This is a genomic window from Rhodopseudomonas parapalustris (assembly GCF_053772255.1).
This window is the reverse complement of record NZ_JAMKBZ010000010.1, coordinates 16,003-42,010: the sequence shown is the minus strand read 5'-3', so window position 1 is coordinate 42,010 and position 26,008 is coordinate 16,003. Positions and strand designations below refer to the sequence as shown.

The window sequence follows — 26,008 nt, the reverse complement described above, 5'->3', positions numbered from 1 at the left end:
CTCCGGCAGCGGCTGGGTCGCCTTATATGATTATCGTCATTCTATACCGACCGTAGCGCGTCTGCCGCGACCGATCAACCGGGCCTGAGGCGAGGTTCGCAACCTTCGGAACTGTGATGTCCCGCGCCGCGGAAACTCTGCTAAGGCGGAGCGCGTTCTCACGGCTGGTGCCGCTTCAATCACTGACAGACATCTGGGATCTTCGCGACATGCTGACCGTCCATCACCTCAACAATTCCCGCTCGCAACGCGTGCTGTGGCTCCTGGAGGAGCTCGGCACCCCTTACGAGATCAAGCGCTATCAGCGGCAGCCGGACATGATGGCGCCGAAGGAGCTGCGCGCCGTACATCCGCTCGGCAAATCGCCGGTCATCACCGACAACGGCAACACCATCGCCGAGTCCGGTGCCATTATCGAATACATCGTCGGCACCTACGGGGACGGCCGGCTGATCCCGCCACCGAACACCCCGGAGCGGCTGCGCTACACCTATTGGCTGCATTACGCCGAGGGCTCGGCGATGCCGCCCTTGCTGCTGAAGCTGCTGTTCTCGATGATGCCGAAGCGCGCCCCGGCGCTGGTGCGGCCGCTGGTGAAGATGGTGGCGTCCGGCGCGCTGACCGGCTTCGTCGATCCGCAGCTCAAGCTGCACATGGACTATTGGGAGAGCGAACTCGGCAAGGCCGCGTATTTCGCCGGCGACGAATTCACCGCCGCCGACATCCAGATGAGTTTCCCGCTGGAAGCCGCAGCCTCACGCGGCGGTCTCGACCAGCGCTACCCGAAGGCGCAGGCGTGGCTCGAACGCATCCACGCCCGCCCTGCCTACAACCGCGCGCTGGAAAAAGGCGGGCCATACGAAATCGGCAAGGCGTAAGTAACAGATTCGATGAGAGCAACGACCGGCGCGCCAAGCACGACAGCTCCCTCTCCCGCCTGCGGGAGAGGGCGGGGGTGAGGGCACCCCAGGCACAGCGCCTGCCGTACCTCTCTTCATCGACATCGAGAGGTCGTCGTCCGCGTCGCCCTCTCCCCAACCCTCTCCCGCAGGCGGGAGAGGGAGCGCTCTGTGCTTGGGGAGAGTGAAGCGACCTACGACAGGCACCTACCCCATCGGCAGCGGCGTGACGGTGACGCCAGGCGGCGGAACGCTGTCGTCCGGAACAAAGAAGTCCGACATCAGCGGCACGCTCGGATCGACGCGATATGGCTCGAAGTCGCGCACGCCGGACTCGTACAACACCCTGTCGTCGATGCAGAACTGGCCGGTGAATTCGCGCGACGGCTTGGTCAGGATCGCGTGGGCGGCGTCGCCCATGATCTCCGGCGTGCGGCTGGCGCGGATCATCGCGTCACCGCCGAGCAGATTGCCGACCGCGGCGGTCGCGATCGTGGTCCGCGGCCACAGCGCGTTGACGGCGACGCCGGCGTGTTTCAGCTCGCCGGACAGGCCGAGCGCCACCATGCTCATGCCGAACTTCGCCATGGTGTAGGCGGTCGACGCCGCGAACCACTTCGCCTTCATGTCGAGCGGCGGCGACAGCATCAGGATGTGCGGATTGGCCGCCTTCTTCAGATGCGGAATGCAGTATTTCGACACCATGAAGGTGCCGCGGGTGTTGATCCCCATCATCAGGTCGTAGCGCTTCATCTCGGTCGCCTGCGAATTCGTCAGGCTGATCGCGCTGGCGTTGTTGACGCAGATGTCGATGCCGCCGAACTCCGCGACCGTCTTGCCGATCGCGTCGATCACCTGCGCCTCGTCGCGGATGTCGCAGACCAGCGGCAGCGCCTTGCCGCCGGACGCGACGATCTCCTCGGCCGCCGTGTAGATGGTGCCCTTCAGCTTCGGGTGCGGCTCGGTGGTCTTGGCCGCAATCGCCACATTGGCCCCGTCCCGCGCCGCTCGCAGCGCGATCGCAAGCCCAATGCCCCGGCTCGCCCCGGTGATGAACAGCGTCTTGCCCTTTAGTGATGCCATCTGATGCAGCCTCCTGGTCGCCCAAATCGATTGGCCGAACAGATTAGCAGGGCGCCGCTGCATCCGCTTGCGGCGAGACGTTGAAACACCCGTGCACACCGAAGCCTTCGCCGCACACGCGGCGCGCAGCGCGTGCGGAGAGGTGTCGCCTCGGTTACTACCTACCAGCGATCAATTCCCCGCCGCCGTCGCCCCCCGTGTTCGCGGGTCCGGCGCACCATGGAAGCCGTCGGCGTCAATCCAAATCGAATTCGCCGAGGTCTGACCGAGCGGAGTGACCACGCGGTGGCCCATGGCGCGGAGTGCGTCCAGCGTCGCGTCCGGAAATCCGTGCTCGACCCGCACCTGGTCCGGCATCCATTGATGATGCAAACGCGGCGCCGCCACGGCGTCGGCGACGTTCATCCGGTAATCGATCACATCGACGATCACCTGCAGCACCGCCGAAATGATGCGGCTGCCGCCGGGCGAGCCGGTGACCAGCACCGGCTTGCCGTCCTTGAGCAGAATCGTCGGCGACATCGACGACAACGGGCGTTTGCCGGGCGCCGGCAGATTGGCCGCGAACCCGATCAGTCCGTAGGCGTTGGATGCGCCGGGCGCGGCGGTGAAATCATCGAGCTCGTTGTTGAGCAGCACGCCGGTGCCGTCCGCCACCAGTCCGACGCCGTAGGAGAAATTCAGCGTGTAGGTGTTGCTGACGGCGTTGCCGGCGGCATCGGCGACCGAGAAGTGCGTGGTGTTCTGGCCCTCGCGCGGCTGCGGCAGCGGCTCAGCGACCGGCGTCGCCCGCTGCGGTTCGATCCCGGCTCGCAGGCTTGCCGCGTAGTCCTTCGACAAGAGCTTCGTCATGGGCGCCTCGCTGAACGCAGGATCGCCGAGATAGCGGGCACGGTCCGCATAGGCGCGCTTCATCGCTTCGATCAGCAAATGCAGCGACGGCGGCGTGCCCTGCCCGAGGTCACGCATCGCGTAGCCTTCCAGAATGTTCAGGCTCTCGATCAGCACCACGCCGCCGGACGACGGCTGCGGCATCGCCACGATGTCGTAGCCGCGATAGGTGCCGCGCAGCGGCGCGCGCAGCACCGGCCGATAGCCGGCGAGATCTTCGGGGGTGATCAGCCCGCCGGCGTCGCGAATGCCGCGCGACAGCTTCTCGGCGACCGGCCCGCGATAGAATCCATCCGGTCCCTGCTGGGCGATGGCTTCGAGCGTCGCGGCCAGATCGGGCTGCAGCAGCCTGTCGCCCGCCTGCAGCGACGATCCGTCGGGACGGGCGAACACCTTACGGGTGGAAGGCCAGCGCGACAGCCAGCGGTGCCAATCCGGCAGCGTATCGGCGGTGTCGTCGGCAACTTCGATGCCGTCCCGTGCCAGCGCGATTGCCGGCGCGATCACGTCCGCGAGCTTGAACTTGCCGGAGCCGTATTTGTCCAGTGCCAGCGCCAACCCGGCCACCGTGCCGGGCACGCCGATGCCGAGCGCCGATTTGCGCGATTTGTCCGGGTCGGGTTTGCCGTCCGTCAGAAACATGTCCTGTGTGGCGGCCTGCGGCGCGGTTTCGCGATAATCGATCGCCACGTCCTCATTCTTTGTCGCGGAATGAATCACCATGAAGCCGCCGCCGCCGAGATTGCCGGCGCGCGGATAGGTCACCGCCATGGCAAAGCCGGTCGCCACCGCCGCATCGATCGCGTTGCCGCCGCGGGCCAGAAAGCTCGCGCCGATTTCCGCGGCCAGCCGTTCCTGCGCCACCACCATGCCGTGTTTGGCGACCACGGCTTGGGCCGGCTCGCGCGCCGTGCCGCCCCGCATGTCCTGCGCCGGCGCGGGGAGCGGGCGCACCACCAGCACCAGCGCGGCCAGCGTCATCAAAATGCGTTGCGGGACGCGCAGTGTCGTCATCGAGTGGCTCCGATTTATGCGGCGCAGGCTGCCACGCGGCAGGCGAATCCTATAGGCAATCGACGCCGCGAGGCAAAACAGGGCCGACGCGCGGAAGGAACAAGATGTCGTCATCTGTCGCGGAAGGCATGGCGCAACCTCGTGAACCGATCCGCTATCCGTCGCAGGGCGCCGTCGTCGGCTGGATCCTGTTCGATTGGGCGGCGCAGCCATACTTCACGCTGATCACCACCTTTATCTTCGCGCCCTATTTCGCCACCTACGTGGCGCCGGATCCGGCGACCGGCCAATCGCTGTGGGGGTTCGCCACCGCGGCGAGCGGCTTCATCATCGCGTTGGCGTCGCCGGTGCTCGGCGCGATCGCGGATGCCAGCGGCCGGCGCAAGCCGTGGATCGCGCTGTTCGGCGCGATGCTGGTGATCGGTTCGTCGCTGATGTGGTTCGGCAAACCGGGCGAACCTCATACGATTCTGCCGCTGCTGATCGCCTACGCGATCGCCACGATCGGCGTCGAATTCGCAACCGTGTTCAACAACGCGATGATGCCCAATCTGGTGCCGCCGGAGAAGATCGGCCGACTGTCCGGCACCGGCTGGGCGACCGGCTATGTCGGCGGCATCCTGTCGCTCGTCCTGGTGCTCGGCTTCCTCGCCGCCAGCCCGGACACCGGCAAGACACTGCTCGGCATCGCGCCGTGGTTCGGACTCGATCCGGCGCTGCACGAAGGCGATCGGATCAGCGGTCCGCTGACGGCCGTGTGGTTCGTGGTGTTCGTGCTGCCGATGTTTCTGCTGACGCCCGACTTCCCGGCCAAGCTGGCGCCGCGCGCCGCAATCCGCGAGGGATTGCGCGAGCTCCGCGAGACGCTGCGCGATCTGCCGCGTCGTCGTTCGCTCGCGATCTTTCTGCTCGCCAACATGATCTACACCGACGGGCTGGTGTCGTTGTTCGCGTTCGGCGGCATCTACGCCACCGGCACCTTCGGCTGGAGCACGATCCAGATTGGCACCTTCGGCATCATCCTGGCGATCGCCGCCACCATCGGTGCTTTCACCGGTGGACGGCTCGACGATGCGTTCGGCTCCAAGCGGGTGATCGCCGGCTCGCTGCTCCTCCTGCTGGTCGCAATCGCCGGCATCCTGCTGATCGATCCCAGCCATGTGCTGTTGATCGAAGTGACGCCGCCGCAACCGGGAGGCGCATTGTTCGCGTCACCGGCGGAGCGCGCCTATCTGCTGCTCGGCTGCCTGATCGGCATCGCCGGCGGACCGCTGCAGGCCGCATCCCGCACGCTGCTGATCAGGATCGCCCCACGGGACCGGATCGCGCAGTATTTCGGCCTGTTCGCCCTCACCGGCAAAGTGACGTCGTTCATCGGCCCGCTGCTGATCGCGACCGTCACGGCGCTGGCCAGCAGCCAGAAAGCCGGCATGGCCGTGCTGGTGCTGTTCTTCGTCGCCGGATTGGCGCTGCTGACCCAGGTTCGGCGCTCGGCGGAGTGATCGCGCCGGTGCGTGGACAAACGCACCGACCTGGTCTATAGGAGCGGGCATGATCCACCTGACCGCCTCGTATTGGTACTTTTACTTTAGCAGCTCGCTGGCGGCGGGAGGATTTCGCGCGATCTGAAGATTGCTGCATTAAATCCGACAAGCCGCCAGACCTGGCGGCTTTTTTGTTTCAGCCGGCAGGTCTCCTGAACAGGAGCAAACTGCCGTGTTGACCACCACAGACGACCTTCGCCTTCAGAAAATCACCGAACTGAGTACGCCCGCCGAAGTGATGGGCGAGATTCCGCGCACCCTGACCGCGACACGCACTGTCGCGGCGAGCCGCAGCGCGATTCACGCCATCCTGACCGGGGCCGACGACCGGCTGCTCGTCGTCGTCGGCCCGTGTTCGATTCACGATCCGGCCGCGGCCATGGACTATGCCAATCGTCTGGCGGCGCTGCGCGAGACCCTGGCCGACCGGCTCGAGATCGTGATGCGGGTGTATTTCGAGAAGCCGCGGACCACGGTGGGCTGGAAGGGGCTGATCAATGACCCCGATCTCGACGGCAGCTTCCGATCGACAAGGGACTGCGGCTGGCGCGCCAGGTGCTGTCGGCCGTGAACAATCTCGGCCTGCCGGCCGCCACCGAATTCCTGGATCTGATCACGCCGCAATACATCGCGGATCTCGTCGCCTGGGGGGCGATCGGCGCGCGAACCACCGAGAGCCAGATCCACCGCGAACTGGCATCGGGGCTATCCTGCCCGATCGGGTTCAAGAACGGTACCGACGGCAACGTCCGGATTGCGGCGGAAGCGGTGAAGTCCGCGGCGCAGCCGCATCATTTCATGGCGGTGACCAAGGGCGGGCGTAATGCGATCGCGGCGACCACCGGCAACAGCGACTGCCACGTCATCCTGCGCGGCGGCGTCACGCCGAACTACGACGCCGCAAGCGTCGAGGCCGCCGCAGCGGTGCTCGGCAAGATCGGCTTGGCGCCGCGACTGATGATCGATGCCAGCCATGCCAACAGCAGCAAGCAGCCGGACAATCAGCCCAAGGTCATGGCCGATGTCGCGCATCAGGTGGCGGCGGGCGAGAGCCGCATCATTGGGGTGATGATCGAGAGCAACCTCGTTGCCGGTCGGCAGGACGTCGTGCCGGACAAGCCGCTGCGCTACGGCCAGAGCATCACTGACGGCTGCATCGACTGGGCAACGACCGAGACGGTGCTGCACGAGCTGGCCACCGCGGTCGAGAGCCGGCGAGCTGTCCGGCGTAGCGCTCAGCAAGAAGGTGCGGCAGCTTGATCAGCTAAGCGGGGCAGCGGCCTCGGGTCGCTGCCCCGCTTTTCGCAACACAATGGTCATCGCCCATCTGCAAAGGCGATGACGGTTGAGGCAGTCGCCTCATCCCTTCTCCCCTTGTGGGAGAAGGTGGCGCGGACGCAGTCCGCGTCGGATGAGGGGGGAGGCGGGCATTGAGCTCGGCTGCTTCCCCTCACCCGGCTCGCTGCGCTCGCCACCCTCTCCCACAAGGGGAGAGGGTTCAAAGATCAATGCCGGAAGTGCCGGGTGCCGGTGAACACCATGGCGATGCCGGCGTCGTCGGCGGCCTTGATCACTTCGTCGTCGCGGACCGAGCCGCCGGGCTGGATCACCGCGGTGGCGCCGGCCTCGATGCAGGCCAGCATGCCGTCGGCGAACGGGAAGAACGCGTCCGACGCGACCACCGAGCCCTTGGTCATCGGCGCGGCGAGTTTCAGCTCAGTCGCCGCATCCTGCGCCTTGCGGGCGGCGATGCGGGCGGAGTCGACGCGGCTCATCTGACCGGCACCGATGCCGACCGTGGCAAGGTCCTTGGCGTAGATGATGGTGTTGGACTTGACGTGCTTGCCGACCCGGAACGCGAATTTCAGGTCGCGCAGCTCTGCTTCGGTCGGCTGCCGCTTGGTGACCACCTTCAGCGCCATGTCGTCGACCACCGCATTGTCGCGCGACTGCACGAGGAGGCCACCGGCGACGGTCTTGTAGGTCAGGCCGTTGGCGCGCGGATCGGGCAGCGCGCCCGCCAGCAGCAGGCGCAGGTTCTTCTTCGCCGCCACGATCGCGATCGCTTCCTCGGTCGCATCGGGCGCGATGATCACCTCGGTGAAGATCTCGGTGATGGCGCGCGCGGCTTCCGCATCGAGGGTGCGATTGAGCGCCACGATGCCGCCGAACGCAGACACCGAATCGCAGGCCAGCGCCTTGCGATAAGCGTCGAGCAGGCTCGATCCTTCGGCAACGCCGCAGGGATTGGCGTGCTTGACGATGACGCAGGCCGCGGTGCGCCCCGCGTCGAACTCGCCGACGCACTCATAGGCCGCGTCGGTGTCGTTGATGTTGTTGTAGGACAGTTCCTTGCCCTGCACCTGGCGCGCGGTGGCGACGCCCGGGCGCTTCTCCGGCGTAGCGTAGAACGCCGCGGTCTGATGCGGGTTTTCGCCGTAGCGGAGGCTCTGGATCAGCCGGCCGCCGATCGCGCGGAAATCCGGCGCGCCGATCTCGAGCTGGAGCGCGAACCAGTTGGAGATCGCCGCATCATACGCGGCGGTGCGCGCATAGGCCTTGGCGGCAAGGCGGCGGCGCAGGACAAGCGTAGTCGCGCCCTTGTTGGCCGCGAGCTCGTCGAGCACCGCCTGATAGTCATTGGCTTCGACCACCACCGCAACGTCGTCGTGGTTCTTGGCCGCCGCGCGGATCATCGCCGGGCCGCCGATGTCGATATTTTCGATGCAGTCTTCGAAGGGCGCGCCTTTGTCGACGGTCGCCTCGAACGGATACAGGTTGACGACGAGCAGATCGATCTGCGCGATGCCGTGATCGGTCATCGCCTGCTTGTGCTCGGTGTTGTCGCGGATCGCCAGCAGACCGCCATGCACCTTCGGGTGCAGGGTCTTGACCCGGCCGTCCATCATTTCGGGGAAGCCGGTCAGCTCGGAGACGTCCTTGACCGGGAGCCCGGCCGCCGCGATCGCCTTGGCGGTGCCGCCGGTCGAGACCAGCTCGACGCCATGGCCGGCGAGCGCACGGGCGAAATCGATCAGACCGGTCTTATCGGACACGGACAACAGGGCACGGGTGACGCGACGGGGATTCTGGGTCATGGGGCACGATCTTCTGTTGGAAGGAAAGCTATGCCCAGGCGCGCGGCAGATACGTCCCGCGCTTCCCGATGGTGCTCCATCCTAACGTCGCCAGTCGCGCGAGGCGTGGGTTCGGTAGCAGTTTTCACCGCTCTCGACAACGGCGACCAAGGTCGCCGAAGGCTTCATATTTTGCGGAACGCGCTTCAGAGCGGCAGTTCCGGTTCGCGGCGGGCGGCGCGGCGGGCGCTGGTCGCCTGCGGCGAGGCATTGGAGCGGATGAAGCTCCAGCGCACGTTCGGCGCCTCGATCGAGTTCTGCCGGATCACGATCTGGGTCGAGCGCCGCGGCCCGTCGTTGCCCGCCAGGAACACGCTGTCTTCGAGGTCGACCTTGTCGTCGGCCGCCTCGAAGGTCCAGACCTCGCGATTGGGCAGCACCAGCATCACCCCGCGGGCATCGTGGAGACGGCTGGCCTTGACCGACGGATGAAGGTGAAAGCGCAAGGCGTAATCGGCCTGAGCGGCACGGTGGCGGCCGCCCTGCACCGGCGCCAGGCTGTCCTCGCCGTCGATCCGGCTGCCGTCGTGCTTCACCATCAGCACGCGCCGATGCAGCACGCCGAATTTGTCGCGATAGCCGTCGTGCGCGGTCGTCAGCAAGACGCCTCCCGCGACGTCCTCGCGGCGGTTCTCGACCTGCCGCGGACCGCTGATCACCGGCGAACCGTGCAGGAAGCGCTTCATCGCCGAACGCTCGACGAAGCTGCAGGACGAAGTGTCGTGACAAGTGACCGTCGAATGCGCCACCGTCGAGCGAGCGAAGCCGCGCCAACTCTCGCGGTTGGTGGTCGGCATGCCGCTGTTGATCACGATCCGGCACGAGCCCGACGACAACTCGAAAGACAGGCAGCCGGCATGCGCTTCCTGGCTGACATTGGAAGGCGGCGGCGCGCCGGCGTCGACGATCGCCAACGTCGCGCCGGCGTCGATCCGCTGGTAGCCGGAATGCGGCATGCTGGCGAGCGGCGTGCCCTGACTGTCGTCGTAGGCAAGCAGCGTCGCCAGCAGATCCGACGGCGTCGCGCTCATGCCGTTGAACAGCGCGAAATTGCCGTCGCCGTGGCGGAAGAACCGCAGCATCGGCATCATCCGGTCGATCGCGTTGAGAAGCGCCGGCGGCGGCGCGATGTTACGGGCCGCGAAGGTCTGGCGCAGCGGCAACAGGTCGATCAACAGCTCGATCAGCGCGCCCGGATTGCGCGAGATGTGGCCGCCATCCGGCAGGATCTGGCGCTGCAGTTCGTCCGACAGCCTCTTGGTGGCGCCGCGAATCTGGCGTGCCTGGTTCGCAAGGCACAGCGACGCGTAGCACAGCGCGATCGTCACCTGCAGCCGCGGCACGCCATCCTGAACATCGACCAACGCGTAGCGCAGCGCCCGGATCTCGCGGGTCAGGGCACGCAGATAGCGGCGATAGAACTTGCCATCGGTGTCGGACAGCACCAAGGGCGCCTGCGACAGCAGCGAGATCACCCGCCGCGCCAGCACGTCCGGCCGTCGCCCGACCGGGCCGGTGCGCGACATGTTGCTGAGCCAGTCGTCGACCAGCGAGCGGGCATTGGCGCGGGTGATCGCGGTGTCGGCGGCGCGCAAATGGCGCAGCCAGCCGAAGCCGAGCAGCGCGGCCTCCCAATCATCCGAAGGCGGTTCGAGATCGAAGATCGAGCGGCCGTGACAGGTGACGATCTTGCCGGCGAAGACGAAGCGGCCGGCATAGATCTCGGCAGCACGGGTCGCGTCCGCAGTGCGCAGATCGTGCGGGGCGATGATCAGCCGGTCGGTGCGGCCGGGCCACAGCCTGGTCACAGCCACCGAGCTGCTCGACGCACGCGCCCACACGGTCCGCGCGAAGCGGCCCATGATCAGCGTCGAAATCCGTCTGCGGGGCGCGACCGACACCTGCGCTAGAGCCCCCGATCGTTGATACGCATCACGTTGCTGCCTTCTGCGGATGGCGGATGTCGGATCACGCAAGACGTCGGACAATCTTCCAGTCCGGTACAGCCTCGATTGGAACGGCTCTGCGGACATGCGTGCGGCGGAGACGAAAGATCGTTGTGAAACAAGGCAACCTCGAATTAACGAAAATTCGTTGCGAATCCTTTTAATCTGGAATTCGACCCCACACACCCTGGCGATAGACGAATGTGGACAGGCGCTGCTGCGCCACGTCCCGGCAGCAGGTCAATTGGCTGATTTTACAGCGACTTTACCAGTCGCGCCGCGTAGAAGCCGTCGAACCCGGCGAGCCGCGGATCGCTGTGCGGCAGATGGCACGGCAGTGTCCGGAGCGCGCCGTCCGCAGTGACGATGTCGGAGAGTCCTGCCACTTCGGCCGGATCGACCGGCGCCCGGCGCATCGACGGCTCCGCATCCAGCAGCGAAGCGATCGCCTGCTCGCCTTCCTCGGGTTCGAGCGAACAGGTGCAGTACACCAGCGTGCCGCCGGGCCGCAGCAAAGACACCGCCTTCTTCAGCAGTCGGTCCTGAACCGCAGCGAGCGCGCCGATGTCGCTCTCCTGCTTCAGCCACGCGACGTCGGGATGGCGGCGAATGGTGCCGGTCGACGCGCACGGCGCATCGATCAGCACACCGTCGAAATCCGCTTCGGCGCCGTTGCGCCATTCCGCTGCATCGGCAACGCCGGTTTCGGCATCGAGCGAGAGCCGGGCAAGGTTTTCACGCAACCTTGCAACACGCGCAGGCGAACGATCGATCGCACTCACCCGCGCACCGGCCGACACGAGCTGCGCGGTTTTTCCGCCCGGCGCCGCACACAGATCGGCGACGGCTTTGCCCTGAAGATCGCCGAACAGCCGCACCGGCAATGCCGCCGCCGCGTCCTGAACCCACCACTGCCCCTCGGTGAAGCCTGGCAGCATCCGCACCGAACCCTGCAGCAGCGTGCGGACGGTGCCGGTCGGCAAGACTTCTCCGTGCAGCCGCGCGCCCCAATGCGGCGCGTCGGACTTCACCGTGAGATCGAGCGACGGCTCATGGCTGATCGCGGTCGCGATCGCGCGGGCCGTCTCCTCCCCATAATGCGTGCTCCAGCGCGCCAGCAGCCACTGCGGCACATCCGGAGTCGCAGCGGCGAGTTCTTCCACCAGCGGCAGGCCCTCGCGCGCGCAACGTCGCAGCACCGCGTTGACGAGCCCGGCATATTTCGCAGCACGGCGGTCAGATTGTACCAGCCGCACCGACAGATCGACCGCAGCGTGGTCCGGCACTTCCATCCACAGGATCTGCGCGGTGCCGATCAACAGCGCGCTCTTGGCGCGGGGCGCATCGGTCGGCACGCCGCGATCGAGCAGCCTGGCCAGCAATCCTTCCAGCGTTCCAAGCCGGCGCAAGATCGTCGCGACCAGCCGGCGCATCAGCGCACGATCGCGATCCGACAATGTCTTCAACCCCGGATGCGCGGCCGGACCTTCGAGCTGGTCGTCGAGCATCCGGCGCTTTTGCAGCACCCCGTCCAGAATGTCCGCGGCAATACGGCGCGCGGCGAGGCCGGGCACCTCGGAAGCTTGGGCGAATCTTGGAGCAGGCATGAATCGAGGGTATCACAGCACGAGGAGAGGCGCCGCGCGATGCTGCGCGCCGGTCTGCCGTGAATGGCAGTCGAATATGCCAAATGTAAGAATCGCCGTCGCGTTCCACGACAGCGGTGATCCGTGTCTGCCCTGTGAACAGAAAGGCGTCTGTCGATGACCGAATCCGATCCGCATGCCGCAACGCCGGATGCCGCCCCACCGCGTAAGGATCTGCCGGAAGCCGCCAAGCGCGCGCTCGCCGAAGCCGAGGCGCGCCGCATCGAGGCTGCCCGGCATGCGGAGGCGCGCGCCAAAGAGGTTCAGGGTCCGAAGGGACCGGAACCGACCCGCTATGGAGACTGGGAAGTCAAAGGCATCGCGTCGGACTTCTAAGACGAGGTGTCACCACCTGCGGGTTATTCCGCAACCCAGCCCTGCGGTCCTGGTTGCTTCGCCTCCCGACTCGGCCCATTGCAGCAACATGCCCTCGAATTTCAGAACGAACCGGGCACGGATCTCGCGACTGCCCTGGCGCAGCCGGCTGTGGCCGTGGGTGTTCGTGCTCGGGGTTGCGGCCGGCACGATGCTGCCCGCGCGGCATTGGCTGCATCTGTCCTGGTTGAAGCCGCCGACTTCGCAGGGTCTCGATAACGACAGCGAGACGGTGTGGCGGCGGGCCGGCGATCCAACCACGCGGCATTCAGTCGACGTACTGTACACGATCGACGGCGACACTTTCGATGCGACGGTGCATCTGTGGCCAGGAGCGGATCTGCGCACCCGGGTGCGGCTGCGCGGCATCGACGCGCCGGAGCTGAAAGCCCAATGCGCCCGCGAACTGCGGATGGCGGAAGCCGCTGCCGAGGCGCTGCGCCGGCTGCTGGCCGAGGGCGAGGTCGCGATCTACAACATCGGGCCCGACAAGTATCAGGGCCGTGTCGTCGCCGACGTCGCCACCAGGCGGACCGCCAGTGTCTCCCACGCGCTGCTCGAAAGCGGCCACGTCCGCGCTTATGGCGGCGGGCATCGGCTCGGATGGTGTGATGAGCGTTGATGCGATGCGATCGCTCAGGCGACCGCGCTGAACTTCGCGATCGCCGGGCTGTCGAGCACGTCGTCGGCTTCGGCCGCTTCCGGCACGATCGAGGGCGCCGGTTCAGGAGTGTCGGTGGCGCTCTGCAACAGACCATCGCTGTCCACGAACGGCTTGGGTTTGTCGGCCCAGTGCAGCGTTGTGTAGTCGAAGCCGTTGACGATGGTCGGCTTCACCACCTCGAAATACGGCGAGATGTCGAAATCGCGCGGCATGTAGAGAGACGAGTGCCTGATCTGCAGGATCTCCCGTCGTGCCGCCCGGCTGCCGGCCCTGGTGATCTTCGGCAGGATCGGATAGCGCACCGCCTCGAACGCTTGCGCGATCAGCGCCGAGCAGATGATCTTGGTCGGATCGCCGGAGCCGAGCGCGATCATGCGCCGCCGCCAGCGCTGCGGCACCGGCATCGGAACGAGATAGCGCATCAGGTCGATGATGTTCTTGGTATCGTAGCCGAAGCCGATCCGGTTGATCGCGTAGCGGCACACCGTGTGACGGTCTTCGTAGGACAAGCCCACCGGCCGACAGACCCGGGTGTGATAGGCCAGATGCCGCGACAGCGGCGACGAACTCACGCCTTCGCCGATATTGGCCTCGACCAGCACATGCGGCTCGCCGTCGGGCTCGGTGACGCCGTCGATCGGTCCGACATAGAGCGCGGCATGCGACCAGGTCGATTGCGTCAGATACTTGATGATGCCGGCGATCCGGCTGTTGCCCTCGACCAGCAAGACGTCGCCCGGCTCCATCATGGTGCGGAGGTGGTCGGGATCGCTCGGGGTGAACGGCTCGTAACCCGGTTCTTCCTTCTGCAAGTAGCTGGCGATCAACTTGCCGACGGCTTCGAGCACCACACCCATTGCTGCGCTCCTGCGGGGATCATTGCTGCGACATCGTCACATTTCGTTCGTCGATGATCGTCGAGCAAAGCCGTTGCAGTTTAGTTCATCTGGTTCCTCGCGCGGTTACGTATCGTTCACCACGAACGGTTGCCGGCTGGGAGCGATTCCGGCAAGTTGACGGCAGCGGCTGCGCCTTGCGGCGCCGCCGAAACGCTCTGCGGACGACGCGAAACGCGACGGAGTTCAATACATTGGCCACAGTCGCGCAGCGCCGTGCCGTTACTCTGCCAGACACGTCCCGCGCCGGCGGCTTTGCGCCGGACGGGTCGATCGTCTCGGCCGCCTTCAAGTTTCCGGAAACCATGCCATGACGATTTCGCGACGCAGCCTGCTCGAGGGTCTGCTCGGAGCCACTGCCGGCCTTGCGTTGCTGCCTGCATTGGCGGGCCGGGCGAGCGCTGCTCTGCCGCGCGAGGCAGAGGTCGTCGTGGTCGGCGCAGGCGCCGCCGGCATTGCGGCGGCGCGGCGCATCGCAGCGGCCGGCCGGAAAGTGATCGTGGTCGAAGCCACCTCTCAGGTCGGCGGACGCTGCCTGACCGATACCACCAGCTTTGCGGCGCCGTTCGACCGCGGCGCGCGCTGGCTGCACAATCCCGACAGCAATCCGCTGGTCCGGCTGGCGCGCAGCTCCGGCTTTGCGGTGACGCCGGTCGCACCCGGACAGAAGGTCCGGATCGGGCGACGCAACGCCCGCTCGCGCGAGACCGAGGACCTCCTGGCCACCTTCGTCCGCGCCAGCCGGGCGATCAGCGAGGCCGCTCGCGGCAAAACCGACATCTCCTGCGCGGCCGCGATGCCGAACGACCTCGGCGATTGGACGGCGACGATCGACTATTTGCTGGGGCCTGCGACCACCAGCAAGGACCTGCGAGCGCTGTCGGCGATGGATGCCGCGCGGACGCTGGATCGCACCGCGCTGATCGGCTGCCCGCAAGGCGTCGGCAGCCTGCTGACGCAGCTTGCAGCGTCGCTGCCGGTTGCGCTGTCGACCCCCGTGAAGCGGATCGTCTGGAGCGGGCGTGATCTGGCGGTCGAAACCGCATCCGGCCGGATCGGCGCGCGCGCGATCATCGTCACCGCATCGACCAATGTGCTGACCTCGGGCAATCTCGCGTTCTCCCCCGACCTGCCGAAACGACAACTCGACGCCGCCGCGCGCCTGAGCCTCGGCAGCGCCGACCGCATCGCGCTGCAGTTCAAAGGCAACCCACTCGGGCTGTCGCGCGACGAGACCATCATCGAACGCGCCGACGATATCCGCACCGCGACGCTGGTGGGCAATATCGGCGGCTCGTCGCTATGCACGGTCGACGTCGCCGGCTCGTTCGGGCGCCAGCTCGCCGCGCAAGGCGAAGCCGCCATGCAGGATTTTGCGATCGAATGGCTCGGCAAGCTGTTCGGCAGCGACATCGCGGGCGCAGTCGAGCACAAAGCGGCGACGCGCTGGAACGAGATGCCTTACGTGCTCGGGGCGATGTCGGCGGCTGAGCCCGGCGGCCAGCCGTCGCGCAAGATCCTAAGCGAGCCGCTCGGTAATCTATTCCTGGCCGGCGAAGCGACGCACGAAACGCTGTTCGGCACCGTGCAGGGCGCCTGGGAATCTGGCGAGCAAGCTGCCGAGGCAGCACTGAAGAAGATCGGTGCGGTCAAGCAGCCGGCGCCCGAGAAACCCGCACGCAAACAGAGGCCGCGGCGCGAGCCGAGACGCCAGCGCGAACAACGACCGCCCGCGAGCGCGAGCGGTGCGCCCTCGTGGTGGCGCTGAGCGGTCGTTAGCCGCGCAAGCTGCCGCCGGTCTTCTTGGTGACTTCCGCCACGATCTTGGCCGCAACCGCTTCGATCTCCTGATCGGTCATGGTCTTGTCGCGCGGCTGCAGCGTCACGGCGATCGCCACCGACTTCTTGTCGGGATCGATGCCCTTGCCCTCATAGACGTCGAACACGCTGACCGAAGTGATCAGCTTCTTGTCGACGCCCTGTGCGGCACGGACGATGTCGGCCACTGCGACCTTGCGCTCGACGATGAAAGCGAAGTCGCGCGACACCGGGTGGAACGCCGACAATTCGAGCGCCGGCTTGGCGCGGGTCGGCCGCTGCTTCGGATCGGGGATCTTCTCCAGCATCACTTCGAACGCGACCAGCGGACCGTCGGCACCGAGCTGTTCGAGCACCCGCGGATGCAGTTCGCCGAAGTAGCCGAGCACGTTCTGCGGCCCGATCTGGATCGCGCCCGAGCGGCCGGGGTGCAGCCAGGCCGGCAACTTGTTGGTGGCGATCTGCAGCCCAGCCATCGGCGCACCGGCCGCGGCCAGCACCGCAAACGCATCGGCCTTGGCATCGAGCGCAGTCGCCTGCGCCGAGCCCGACCAGTGCCGGCCAAGGCCGGCGGAGGAGGCGACGCCACGGCGGACGCCGCTCGCAGCCATGAACTGGTCCTGCGGAGAATCGCCCTTGAACACCTGCCCGACTTCGAACAGCGCCAGATCCGGCGAACCGCGATCCGCATTGGCCTGGGCAGCGGCGATCAGGCCGGGCAGCAGGCTCGGCCGCATGTCGGACAGATCGGACGCGATCGGATTAGCGAGGGCCAAATCGGCTTGGCCACCGCCGAACGCTTCGGCAGCGGGCTTGGAGATGAACGACCAGGTCACCGCCTCGGTCAGGCCCCGCGCCGCCAGCGCTCGCTTGGCACGGCGGGTGCGGGTCTGGATCTGGGTGAGCACCGGCTTCCGCGGGGCATCGCCACGCTCGAACGGCGTCAGCGGCACCTTGTCGACGCCGACGATCCGGACGATTTCCTCGACGATATCGGCCTTGCCGTGAACATCGCTGCGCCACGACGGTACCGCGACCTTCACGACCGGCGCCTGGCCGGCAACGGCGAAGCCGAGGTGGTTGAGGATACGGCGGACCTCGGTCAGCGACACTTCGATGCCGGCGAGCCGCTTCACCTCGGCGAGCGGGAATTCGATGATTCTGTCGTCGGCGAAACGATTGCCCACCACGACGACCTCCGACGGCGTGCCGCCGCAGAAATCCATCACCAGCTTCGTTGCCAGTTCGAGCCCCGGCAGCATGAAGGCCGGATCGACGCCGCGCTCGAAGCGATAACGCGCATCGGTGTTGATGCCGAGCTTGCGGCCGGACTGGGCGATATTGATTTCGTTCCACAGCGCCGATTCGATCAGCACGTCGGTGGTCTCGGACGAGCAGCCGGACAATTCGCCGCCCATGATGCCGGCGAGCGACTCGACACCGTGATCGTCAGCGATCACGCAGACCGACGAATCCAGCGTGTAGGTGCGGCCGTCGAGCGCCAGCAGCGTCTCGCCATCGTGAGCGCGGCGCACCACCAGATTGCCCTTCACCTTGGCAGCGTCGAACACATGCAGCGGCCGTGAGCGATCGAACGTCAGATAGTTGGTGATATCGACCAGCGCATTGATCGGACGCAGGCCGATCGCAGCCAGACGCTTCTGCAGCCATTCCGGCGATGGGCCGTTCTTAACGCCCTTCACCAGCCGCAGCGCGAAGCCGGGGCACAGCTTACTGTCTTCGACGGTGACGCTGACCGGGCACGGGAATTCGCCCTTGATCGGCTTGATGGCGGGATCCTTGAACTTGCCCATGTCGGCGGCGGCGAGATCGCGCGCGATGCCGTGCACACCGGCGCAGTCCTGCCGGTTCGGCGTGAGGTTGATATCGAGCACCGGATCGCCGAGCCCGGCCCACGCCGCATAGGCGGCGCCGACCGGCGCATCGGCCGGCAACTCGATGATGCCGTCGTGGTCGTCGGAGATCTGCAATTCGGCGGCCGAGCACAACATGCCGCGGCTCTCGACGCCGCGAATATTGCCGATACCGAGCGTGAAATCCTTCGCCGGGATGTAGGTGCCCGGCGCCGCGAACACGGTGACGAGGCCGGCGCGCGCGTTCGGCGCACCGCACACCACCTGCACCGGTGCGCCGCCGTCACCGACGTCCACGGTGCAGACCTGCAGCTTGTCGGCGTTGGGATGCTTTCCGGCGGTCAGCACCTTGGCGATGGTGAACGGCGCCAGCGCCTTCGCCTTGTCCTCGATGCCCTCGACCTCGAGCCCGATCATGGTGAGCTTGTCGGCGAGCGCGTCGAGCGACTCGTCGGTGTCGAGATGATCTTTCAGCCAGGAGAGGGTGAGTTTCATCGGTTGTTACTTCCGTCTGGCGCTGTGCGTGTCGCTTGCTGAATTGCGAGGCCTGGCCCCGCGGCGCCCTCACCCCACCCCTCTCCCGCAAGCGGGAGAGGGAGTCGGCCGTGCCGAATGGAGGGGCTGCGGGCCATGTCGTTAGTCCGAATTGTCTGATGACGGGCGCTGCGTGCGTGTAGGCCGCTGCTTCGCCGCGCGCTCGGCGCGCTCCCTCTCCCGCTTGCGGGAGAGGGTCGGGGTGAGGGCTCTTTCCGCGAGAACATCCGCAATGCTCTGCAACACCCCTGCTCGATTAGTCATGACTTCATGATTGCTGAAGCGGATCACCCGAAACCCGCGGGCTTCGATCGCCGCCGTCCGGCCCGCATCGGCGCGCTCGGCGTCATCGGAAAAATGCTGACCGCCTTCGAGCTCGACCACGAGCTTCACCGAATGACAGGCGAAATCCGCGATGAACGGACCGATCGGCACCTGGCGCTTGAACGAGAACCCGTTGAGACGCTTGTCGCGCAGCTCGCCCCACATCAGCCGCTCGGCATCGGTCGACTTCTTCCGCAGCTCGCGCGCATGGCGGCGCAGGCTCGGCGACACGCTCCAGGTCGGTTGCTTCGGATCGTCCATCGCAAGCTCCGTCCCCGCGTCGCCCTCACCCCACCCCTCTCCCGCAAGCGGGAGAGGGAGTTCGCCGTGCGGCGCTGCGAGGTCTTCAATCATCTCGACAACTAATCATCTTAATTACTGACGCCCGCGTTCAGGCAATGAGCTCCCGCAAGCCGCAGCCTGCCCCATCTCCCGCTTGCGGGAGAGGGCTGGGGTGAGGGCACTTGCTCCAAGCCCAGCGCCTGCGAGCGCCGCACTCACGAACTCAATCCGCCCGCCAGGGTCGGGATGTCGAGCGGCTTGAAGCCGTAGTGATTGAGCCAGCGGACGTCGGCTTCGAACAACTGCCGCAGGTCGCTCATGCCGTATTTCAGCATCGCGATGCGGTCGATGCCCATGCCCCAGGCGAAGCCCTGATACTCGTCGGGATCGAGGCCGCAGGCGGTGAGCACGTTCGGGTGCACCATGCCGCAGCCGAGAATCTCGAGCCAGTCTTCGCCCTCGCCGAAGCGAATCTCGTCCTTGCCGCGGCGGCACTGGATATCGACCTCCAGCGACGGTTCGGTGAACGGGAAAAACGACGGCCGGAACCGCATGTTGACGTTGTCGACCTCGAAGAACGCCTTGCAGAACTCGTGCAGGATCCACTTCAGGTGGCCGAGATGGCTGCCCTTGTCGATCACGAGCCCTTCGACCTGATGGAACATCGGGGTGTGGGTCTGGTCACTGTCGCTGCGGTAGGTGCGGCCGGGACAGATCACCCGGATCGGCGGCTTCTGGCTCAGCATGGTCCGCACCTGCACCGGCGAGGTGTGGGTGCGGAGCAGCAGGCGCGAGCCGTCTTCCTTCGGGTTGAAGTAGAAAGTGTCGTGCATCTCCCGGGCCGGATGGCCTTCGGGAAAGTTCAGCTTGGTGAAATTGTAGTCGTCGGTCTCGATGTCCGGACCTTCGGCGACCGCGAAGCCCATGTCGGCGAAGATCGTGGTGACTTCGTCCCACACCTGGCTGAGCGGATGCAGCCGGCCGGCTTCGGCCGACGGCTCACGCATCGGCAGCGTGACGTCGATGGTTTCGGCGGCGAGCTTCGCGTCGAGCGCTGCTGCCTTCAGCACGTCGCGGCGCGCGGTCAGCGCTTCGGTGACGGCTTCCTTGGCCCGGTTGATCGCCGCGCCTTCGGTCTTGCGCTGTTCGGGGTCCATCTTGCCGAGCGTGGCGAGCAGCGCCGAGATCGAGCCCTTCTTGCCGAGCGCCCCGACGCGGACCGCTTCCAGCGCGGCTTCATCGGCCGCCGCAGCGATGTCGGCGAGGATTTGGGATTGGAGGTCTTGAAGGTTCGACATGGCGAAGCCACTCCCCAATGTAGTCATGCCCGGGCGTGACCCGGGCATCCATCGCGCTTGAAAGATGGATCGCCGGATCAAGTCCGGCGATGACGATCAACCCGGTGGCGGGCCTTAGGCTGCGAGCGCGGCCTTGGCCTTCTCGGCGATCGCCTGGAACGCCGCCGGTTCGGTGATCGCGAGGTCGGACAGCACCTTGCGGTCGACCACGATGCCGGACTTCGACAGGCCGTTGATGAACACGCTGTAGGTCATGCCGAACGGACGTACCGCGGCGTTGATGCGCTGGATCCACAGCGCGCGGAACGTCCGCTTCTTGCGCTTGCGATCCCGGAACGCGTACTGGCCGGCCTTGTCGACCGCCGCCTTGGCGGTGCGGATCGTGTTCTTGCGACGACCGCGATAGCCCTTGGCGAGCTTGTAGACCTTCTTATGCTTGGCGTGAGCCGTCACACCGCGTTTGACGCGAGCCATGACTGATCTCCTTCATCTGAATTTGGTTTGGCTGGCCGCAGCGATGCGGCCCGATGAGGCTGCCGCGCGCAAATGGCGCGACGTGAACGGTCAGGCGTTCGGCAAGAAGTACTTCTTGATGTTGTCGCCGTCGGTCTTGAAGATCACGCGGGTGCCGCGAAGCTGACGGATCTGCTTCTTGGTGCGCTTGATCATGCCGTGGCGCTTGCCGCGCTGGGCGGACACCACCTTGCCGGTGGCGGTGACTTTGAAGCGCTTTTTGGCGCCCGATTTGGTCTTCAACTTGGGCATTTGGCTCTCCTTTGCCACGCGCGAAAAGCGCCCAGGAGGCGCTCAGCGGCGGCGGACATGCTCGTTAGAGCGTTGAAATCGCACGACCTTTTACCCGAGAGCAAAGAGGTCGGCAGGACCATCGCCACGGCAGCCCTTGATCAGCCGGGCGACGAAGGCTGCGCTTATGGCAGAGCGGAGGCCGGTTGGCAACGTGTAAAGGCGACGCCCCGCACCGCAGGCGGCCCGGCCGCCGCAAGAAAAAGGCCCGCCGGATCAACTGGCGGGCCTTGTTCGTCCTGAAATCGAAAACCGAATCCGGCTCAGCGCGGCGCCAGCACCATCACCACCTGACGACCTTCGAAACGGGCGTCCTGCTCGACCTTGGCGATTTCGGCGACGTCGTTCTTCACCTTTTCGAGCAGCTTGGTGCCGATCTCCTGGTGAGCCATTTCGCGTCCCCGATAGCGCAAGGTGATCTTGACCTTGTCGCCTTCCTCGAAGAAGCGCTGCATCGCCTTCATCTTCACTTCGTAATCGTGGTCGTCGATCATCGGGCGGAGCTTGATCTCCTTGATCTCGACGATCTTCTGCTTTTTGCGCGCCTCGGCGGCCTTCTTCTGCGCCGAATACTTGTACTTGCCGTAGTCCATGATCTTACAGACCGGCGGCGACGAGGTCGGCGCAATCTCCACCAGATCCATGCCTGCGTCCATTGCCATTTTGATCGCGACAATGGTCTCGACCTTGCCCTGGTTCACACCGGTCTGGTCGATCAGTTGGATCTCGAAATTGCGGATTTCATCGTTGGTGCGCGGCCCGTCCTTAGCTACGGGGGGCGGCGCTCTGTTGGGACGGCGAATGGGTGCTTCTCCACACTTGTGAAAGTTGACGGCGAACAATGGATCGCGGCAGAACGGCTGCTGATCGGATCACGCACTTCATATAGGTCGAAGCGCGACCGGACGCAAAACCATCCCGCGCGTCGACACCAGGGTCAATGCCCTTCTGATCCGCGTGCAGTGTGACGGAAGAACCGCCGACCGGCAAGCCGACTTCCGCATAAACGAAATCCGGTCTTTCGCCGCGCAGCACTTTGGCACCGCACCCCCCGCGTGAGGCGCCCGGCATTGACGGCGCCTCTCCGGGTACTGCAAACCAACCCGGCAACGAGGTTGTTGATCCATGACAAAATCATCCGAACCGGCGCCGGAGTTCGTCACCGTCGGCGACGGCGCCGCACGGCGGCGGATCGCGGTCCGGCCCCGGCCGGGCGCCTCCCCTGGCCTGTTTTGGCTCGGTGGCTTCAATTCCGACATGACCGGCACCAAGGCGACCGAGCTCGACCAATGGGCCGAAGCCCGCGGCCGAGCCTGTGTCCGGTTCGATTATTCGGGCCATGGCGAATCCTCCGGCAGCTTCGCCGAGGGCACCATCGGCCGCTGGCTGGAAGAGAGCCTCGCCGTGTTCGACGCCTACTGCCGCGGCCCGCAGATCGTGGTCGGCTCGTCGATGGGCGGCTGGATGGCGCTGCTGCTGGCCCACGCGCTGCGCCGCCGCGGTGGCGAGCAGGCAGCCGATCTGGCCGGCCTGGTGCTGATCGCTCCGGCGCCGGATTTCACCGAAGCCCTGATGTGGAAGGGATTTTCACCCGAGATTCGCGCCGAGATCGAAACCAAGGGCGTGTGGCTGCGCCCCTCGGAATACGGCGAGCCCTACCCGATCACCAAGGCGCTGATCGAAGACGGCCGCAATCACCTCGTTCTCGGCGGCATGATCGAGGTCGGCTGCCCGGTGCGCATCCTGCAGGGCAAACAGGACCAAGACGTGCCGTGGCGCCACGCCTTCGAACTGGCCGAGCGACTGCCGACCGAAGACGTGGTTCTGACCATGATTCAGGACGGCGACCACCGCCTCAGCCGCCCGCAGGACATTGCCCGGATGCTGGCCGCGATCGAGGAGCTGGGCTGACGAAGGCGATGCGCTTGAAGTCCGTCCACCAATTCTTCTGACGTCATCGCCCGCGCAGGCGGGCGAACCAGTATTCCAGAGAGGTCGGTTCATGGGCGCCCTGGGATACTGGATCCCTCGCCTTCGCGAGGGATGACGATCTTTTGGGGTAGCGCCCTACTCAGCATCGCCCGCGTCCCACTCCGCCCGCACGCTCTCGTCGGCCTCGGAGCCGAGATGCGTTTCCTTCAGCCCAGCGAAGCGCTCCGGCGGCAGGAGCTGCGCCAGCGCCCAAACTGCGGCGCCGCGGATCACCGCGCTTGGATCGCCGAGCATCTGCTCGGCCTCTGCCACCAACCCGCTGTCCCCCGAATTGCCGATCGCGATCAGCACGTTGCGGATGAAGCGGTCGCGGCCGATACGCTTCACCGGTGACTTGGTGAACAGCGCACGAAACGCCGGATCGTCGAGGCGGACCAATTCGCCGAGCGCCGGCGCCCGCAGGCTGTCGCGGGCGACCAGCTTCGCCTCGCGCGCCGCCTGGGCGAATTTGTTCCACGGGCAGGCGGCCAGGCAGTCGTCGCAGCCGTAGATCCGATTGCCGAGGCGGGCGCGGAACTCACGCGGGATCGGCCCTTTGTGCTCGATCGTCAGATACGAGATGCAGCGCCGGGCATCGAGCCGATACGGCGCCGGAAATGCGCCGGTCGGGCAGGCGTCGAGACACGCGCGGCACGAGCCGCAATGGTCGCCCTCGGCGTCGTCCCGCGGCAGATCGAGCGTGGTGAACACCGCGCCGAGAAACATCCAGGAGCCGCGATCGGGAAACACCAGATTGGTGTGTTTGCCTTGCCAGCCGAGACCTGCGGCCTGCGCCAGCGGCTTTTCCATCACCGCGGCGGTGTCGATGAACACCTTCACGTCGCCGCCGGCGGTGGCGACCAGCCAGCGCGCGAACTGCTTCAGCCGGGCCTTGATCACGTCGTGATAATCGTCGCCTTGCGCATAGACCGAGATCGCGCCGCGATCCTTCCGGGTCAGCACGCCGCGCGGGTCGACCTCCGGGCCGTAATTGAAGCCGAGCAGGATGACGCTTTGAACCTCGCCCCACATCACCCGCGGATCGGAGCGCCGCTCGGGGCGATCGGCGAGCCAGGCCATCTCGCCGTGATAGCCGGCGTCGAGAAAGGCCCGCAGCCGCGCCGGGGCTTCCGGAATCGAATCAGGAGCGCAGACGCCGAACGCGTCGAAGCCGAGACAGCGCGCCTGTTCGGCGAGCTGCGCCTTCAGCGCATCGCCGGCTTCGTGCGATGCAGGCTGTCTTTGAGTGACGTTCAGAAATCCAGATCCACGTAAGTGCGCGACGCCGGCACCCCCGCCAGCCACTCGCTCAGCAGCGGACGGAACGACGGCCGCGACTTGATTCGCACGTACCAAGCCTTTGCCGCCTCGTCCTCGATCCATGGCACGTCGCCCAGGTAGTCGATCGCCGACAGATGCGCCGCTGCGGCGAGATCCGCATAGGTCATGCGATCACCGGCGAGAAAGTTCCGGGTGCGCGCTAGCCAGCCGATATAAGCGAGATGGTAGCGCACATTGGCGTTGGCCGCGCGGATCACGTCCATTGCCGGCGGGCCGCCTCCATCCTCTTCGCTCATGAAGCGCTTGTAGATGCGCTCGGTCATCAGCGGGCCGGAGGCTTCTTCGAAGAACTTATCGTTGAACCACGACAGCAGCCGCCGCACCTCGATGCGCTCGGCGGTGGATTGCGGCAGCAGCCGGCGGTCGCCGAGCTCGCTGCCGTGCACCTCGTCGAGAAATTCCACGATCACTCCGGCGCCGGGAACCGGCGGCCGCCCCTCCGCGACCAGCACCGGGGTGGTGCCAGCCGGGTTCAGCGCCAAGAACGCGGTTCGACGCTCCCAGGACCGCTCCTCCACCAATCTGAGATCGAGACCGTGTTCCCCGAGCGCAAGACGGATGAACCGCGACTGCGGGCAGAACGGGTGGTGGAATAGGGTGTACATGCTGTCCTAGATAGTTTCGAAGAGCTTAACAAACCGTGGCGGATCGCAGCGAAACGGCCCTTCGTGAGGCGGCCAAACTAGTCTCATGCGACGCGGACGCAAGGCACCGAAAGGCGCATTTTTGACGTTGCGACCCCTGGGGGAATAGGCGACAAGGTCCGGCCTCGCGGGCTCCCGATCCCTTGCAGCGGACAATTCCATGCTCACCGATATCATCAGAGCCGTCATTCTCGGCGTCGTCGAGGGTGTCACTGAATTCCTGCCGGTGTCTTCGACCGGCCACTTGCTGTTGGCGGAACGGTTCTTCAATCTCGGTGAAGGCAGTTTCTGGAAGAGCTTCGCCGTGCTGATCCAGCTCGGAGCGATTCTGGCGATTCTGGCGCTGTATTTCGTGAAATTGTGGCGAATCGCGACCGGAATGTTCTCCGATCCGGCCGCGCAGCGTTTCGTCATCGGCGTGTTGGTCGCGTTTCTGCCCGCCGCGGTGATCGGCGCGGCGTTCGGCGGCTACATCAAGCACTATCTGTTCAACCCATGGGTCGTGTGCTTTTCGCTGATCGTCGGCGGAGCGATCCTGCTGTGGGTCGACCAGCTCGACCTGAAGCCCCGCTATCACGACGCCACGGCGTTCCCGCTGCTGACGTATTTCTACATCGGCTGCGCGCAGTGCACGGCGATGATTCCGGGCGTGTCGCGGTCGGGCGCCAGCATCGTCGCGGCGATGCTGCTCGGCACCGACAAGCGCTCTGCGGCCGAGTTCTCGTTCTTCCTGGCGATCCCCACCATGGTAGGGGCGTTCGTCTACGACATGTACAAGAACCGCGCCGACATGACCGCGGACAATCTCACCATCGTGGCAATCGGCTTCGTGGTGTCGTTCATCACCGCGATCGTCGTGGTGAAGACCTTCCTGAACTACGTCACCCGCCACGGCTTCGAACTGTTCGCGTGGTGGCGCGTGATCGTCGGCACGCTCGGACTGATCGCGCTGGCGCTCGGGATGTAATCGTCCGGATATCAGCCGAAGCCGCACGCCAGGCAAAGCGGCCCGCCGCGGACGCA

Annotated in this window: 21 protein-coding genes, 1 pseudogene and 1 riboswitch; of the genes and pseudogenes, 8 read left to right on the top strand and 14 right to left on the bottom strand. The window is 66.0% G+C overall.

Annotation, left to right across the window (positions count from 1 at the left end; all coding sequences use genetic code 11):
• Positions 1–209: 209 nt before the first annotated feature.
• Positions 210–878: a glutathione S-transferase gene (locus tag M9H71_RS11065; protein WP_455405073.1), complete on the top strand. Its 669-nt coding sequence runs from the start codon at positions 210–212 to the stop codon at positions 876–878.
• Between the two features lie 228 nt (positions 879–1,106).
• On the opposite strand, the gene M9H71_RS11060 is transcribed toward M9H71_RS11065, so the two are convergent.
• Both M9H71_RS11060 and ggt read right to left on the bottom strand, forming a co-directional pair.
• On the bottom strand, positions 1,107–1,982 hold the full coding sequence (locus M9H71_RS11060; protein ID WP_455405072.1) for an SDR family oxidoreductase: 876 nt from the start codon (positions 1,980–1,982) through the stop codon (positions 1,107–1,109).
• A 171-nt stretch (positions 1,983–2,153) separates the two neighbouring features.
• Positions 2,154–3,887: a gamma-glutamyltransferase gene (gene ggt, locus M9H71_RS11055; protein ID WP_455405071.1), complete on the bottom strand. Its 1,734-nt coding sequence runs from the start codon at positions 3,885–3,887 to the stop codon at positions 2,154–2,156.
• A gap of 104 nt (positions 3,888–3,991) precedes the next feature.
• On the opposite strand from ggt, the gene M9H71_RS11050 reads away from it, so the two are divergent.
• Together M9H71_RS11050 and M9H71_RS11045 are read left to right on the top strand one after the other, a co-directional pair.
• Positions 3,992–5,389, top strand: a complete 1,398-nt coding sequence (locus tag M9H71_RS11050) for an MFS transporter (protein WP_455405070.1) — start codon at positions 3,992–3,994, stop codon at positions 5,387–5,389.
• A gap of 214 nt (positions 5,390–5,603) precedes the next feature.
• Positions 5,604–6,691, top strand: a pseudogene (locus tag M9H71_RS11045) (3-deoxy-7-phosphoheptulonate synthase).
• Between the two features lie 245 nt (positions 6,692–6,936).
• Here the strand turns inward: M9H71_RS11045 and purH are convergent.
• From purH to M9H71_RS11030, 3 genes are all read right to left on the bottom strand, one after another.
• Positions 6,937–8,529, bottom strand: a complete 1,593-nt coding sequence (gene purH / locus M9H71_RS11040) for a bifunctional phosphoribosylaminoimidazolecarboxamide formyltransferase/IMP cyclohydrolase (RefSeq protein ID WP_455405069.1) — start codon at positions 8,527–8,529, stop codon at positions 6,937–6,939.
• A 25-nt stretch (positions 8,530–8,554) separates the two neighbouring features.
• A riboswitch (ZMP/ZTP riboswitch) is annotated at positions 8,555–8,637 on the bottom strand.
• A gap of 77 nt (positions 8,638–8,714) precedes the next feature.
• Positions 8,715–10,430, bottom strand: coding sequence for a heparinase II/III family protein (locus M9H71_RS11035; protein WP_455405178.1), 1,716 nt, complete (start codon positions 10,428–10,430; stop codon positions 8,715–8,717).
• A gap of 338 nt (positions 10,431–10,768) precedes the next feature.
• A complete protein-coding gene (locus M9H71_RS11030) occupies positions 10,769–12,121 on the bottom strand; it encodes an RsmB/NOP family class I SAM-dependent RNA methyltransferase (RefSeq protein ID WP_455405068.1) in 1,353 nt (450 codons plus the stop codon).
• A gap of 156 nt (positions 12,122–12,277) precedes the next feature.
• Here M9H71_RS11030 and M9H71_RS11025 point away from each other — a divergent pair, with 156 nt between their 5' ends.
• A complete protein-coding gene (locus M9H71_RS11025; protein WP_455405067.1) occupies positions 12,278–12,496 on the top strand; it encodes a DUF1674 domain-containing protein in 219 nt (72 codons plus the stop codon).
• A gap of 88 nt (positions 12,497–12,584) precedes the next feature.
• Positions 12,585–13,157, top strand: a complete 573-nt coding sequence (locus M9H71_RS11020) for a thermonuclease family protein (RefSeq protein WP_455405066.1) — start codon at positions 12,585–12,587, stop codon at positions 13,155–13,157.
• Between the two features lie 14 nt (positions 13,158–13,171).
• On the opposite strand, the gene M9H71_RS11015 is transcribed toward M9H71_RS11020, so the two are convergent.
• Positions 13,172–14,056, bottom strand: a complete 885-nt coding sequence (locus M9H71_RS11015) for a YiiX/YebB-like N1pC/P60 family cysteine hydrolase (protein ID WP_455405065.1) — start codon at positions 14,054–14,056, stop codon at positions 13,172–13,174.
• 349 nt (positions 14,057–14,405) lie between these two features.
• Here M9H71_RS11015 and M9H71_RS11010 point away from each other — a divergent pair, with 349 nt between their 5' ends.
• Entirely contained in the window at positions 14,406–15,863 is a 1,458-nt protein-coding gene (locus M9H71_RS11010) for a flavin monoamine oxidase family protein (protein ID WP_455405064.1), read from the top strand.
• A gap of 7 nt (positions 15,864–15,870) precedes the next feature.
• On the opposite strand, the gene pheT is transcribed toward M9H71_RS11010, so the two are convergent.
• From pheT to infC, 6 genes are all read right to left on the bottom strand, one after another.
• Positions 15,871–18,282 (bottom strand): phenylalanine--tRNA ligase subunit beta, encoded by a 2,412-nt coding sequence (pheT, locus tag M9H71_RS11005; protein ID WP_455405063.1) that lies wholly within the window; start codon positions 18,280–18,282, stop codon positions 15,871–15,873.
• A 141-nt stretch (positions 18,283–18,423) separates the two neighbouring features.
• Positions 18,424–18,906 (bottom strand): endonuclease domain-containing protein, encoded by a 483-nt coding sequence (locus tag M9H71_RS11000; protein WP_455405062.1) that lies wholly within the window; start codon positions 18,904–18,906, stop codon positions 18,424–18,426.
• Positions 18,907–19,142: 236 nt separating this feature from the next.
• Complete coding sequence (gene pheS / locus M9H71_RS10995; RefSeq protein ID WP_455405061.1) at positions 19,143–20,225, bottom strand: phenylalanine--tRNA ligase subunit alpha; 1,083 nt, start codon at positions 20,223–20,225, stop codon at positions 19,143–19,145.
• A 114-nt stretch (positions 20,226–20,339) separates the two neighbouring features.
• Entirely contained in the window at positions 20,340–20,699 is a 360-nt protein-coding gene (gene rplT / locus M9H71_RS10990) for a 50S ribosomal protein L20 (protein ID WP_378385928.1), read from the bottom strand.
• 90 nt (positions 20,700–20,789) lie between these two features.
• The gene (rpmI, locus tag M9H71_RS10985) at positions 20,790–20,990 is read right to left on the bottom strand and encodes a 50S ribosomal protein L35 (protein ID WP_013499886.1); all 201 of its coding nucleotides are present in this window, start codon (positions 20,988–20,990) and stop codon (positions 20,790–20,792) included.
• 302 nt (positions 20,991–21,292) lie between these two features.
• A complete protein-coding gene (gene infC, locus M9H71_RS10980; RefSeq protein ID WP_455405177.1) occupies positions 21,293–21,832 on the bottom strand; it encodes a translation initiation factor IF-3 in 540 nt (179 codons plus the stop codon).
• A 322-nt stretch (positions 21,833–22,154) separates the two neighbouring features.
• Between infC and M9H71_RS10975 the strand changes: the two genes are divergently transcribed.
• Positions 22,155–22,940, top strand: a complete 786-nt coding sequence (locus tag M9H71_RS10975; protein ID WP_455405060.1) for an alpha/beta hydrolase — start codon at positions 22,155–22,157, stop codon at positions 22,938–22,940.
• Between the two features lie 156 nt (positions 22,941–23,096).
• Here the strand turns inward: M9H71_RS10975 and queG are convergent, their stop codons facing one another.
• Both queG and M9H71_RS10965 read right to left on the bottom strand, forming a co-directional pair.
• Positions 23,097–24,305, bottom strand: a complete 1,209-nt coding sequence (queG, locus tag M9H71_RS10970) for a tRNA epoxyqueuosine(34) reductase QueG (RefSeq protein ID WP_455405059.1) — start codon at positions 24,303–24,305, stop codon at positions 23,097–23,099.
• Positions 24,254–24,946, bottom strand: a complete 693-nt coding sequence (locus M9H71_RS10965; protein ID WP_455405058.1) for a glutathione S-transferase family protein — start codon at positions 24,944–24,946, stop codon at positions 24,254–24,256. Before M9H71_RS10965 ends, queG begins: the two co-directional genes overlap by 52 nt.
• A gap of 199 nt (positions 24,947–25,145) precedes the next feature.
• On the opposite strand from M9H71_RS10965, the gene M9H71_RS10960 reads away from it, so the two are divergent.
• Positions 25,146–25,952, top strand: a complete 807-nt coding sequence (locus tag M9H71_RS10960; RefSeq protein ID WP_455405057.1) for an undecaprenyl-diphosphate phosphatase — start codon at positions 25,146–25,148, stop codon at positions 25,950–25,952.
• Positions 25,953–26,008: the final 56 nt, after the last annotated feature.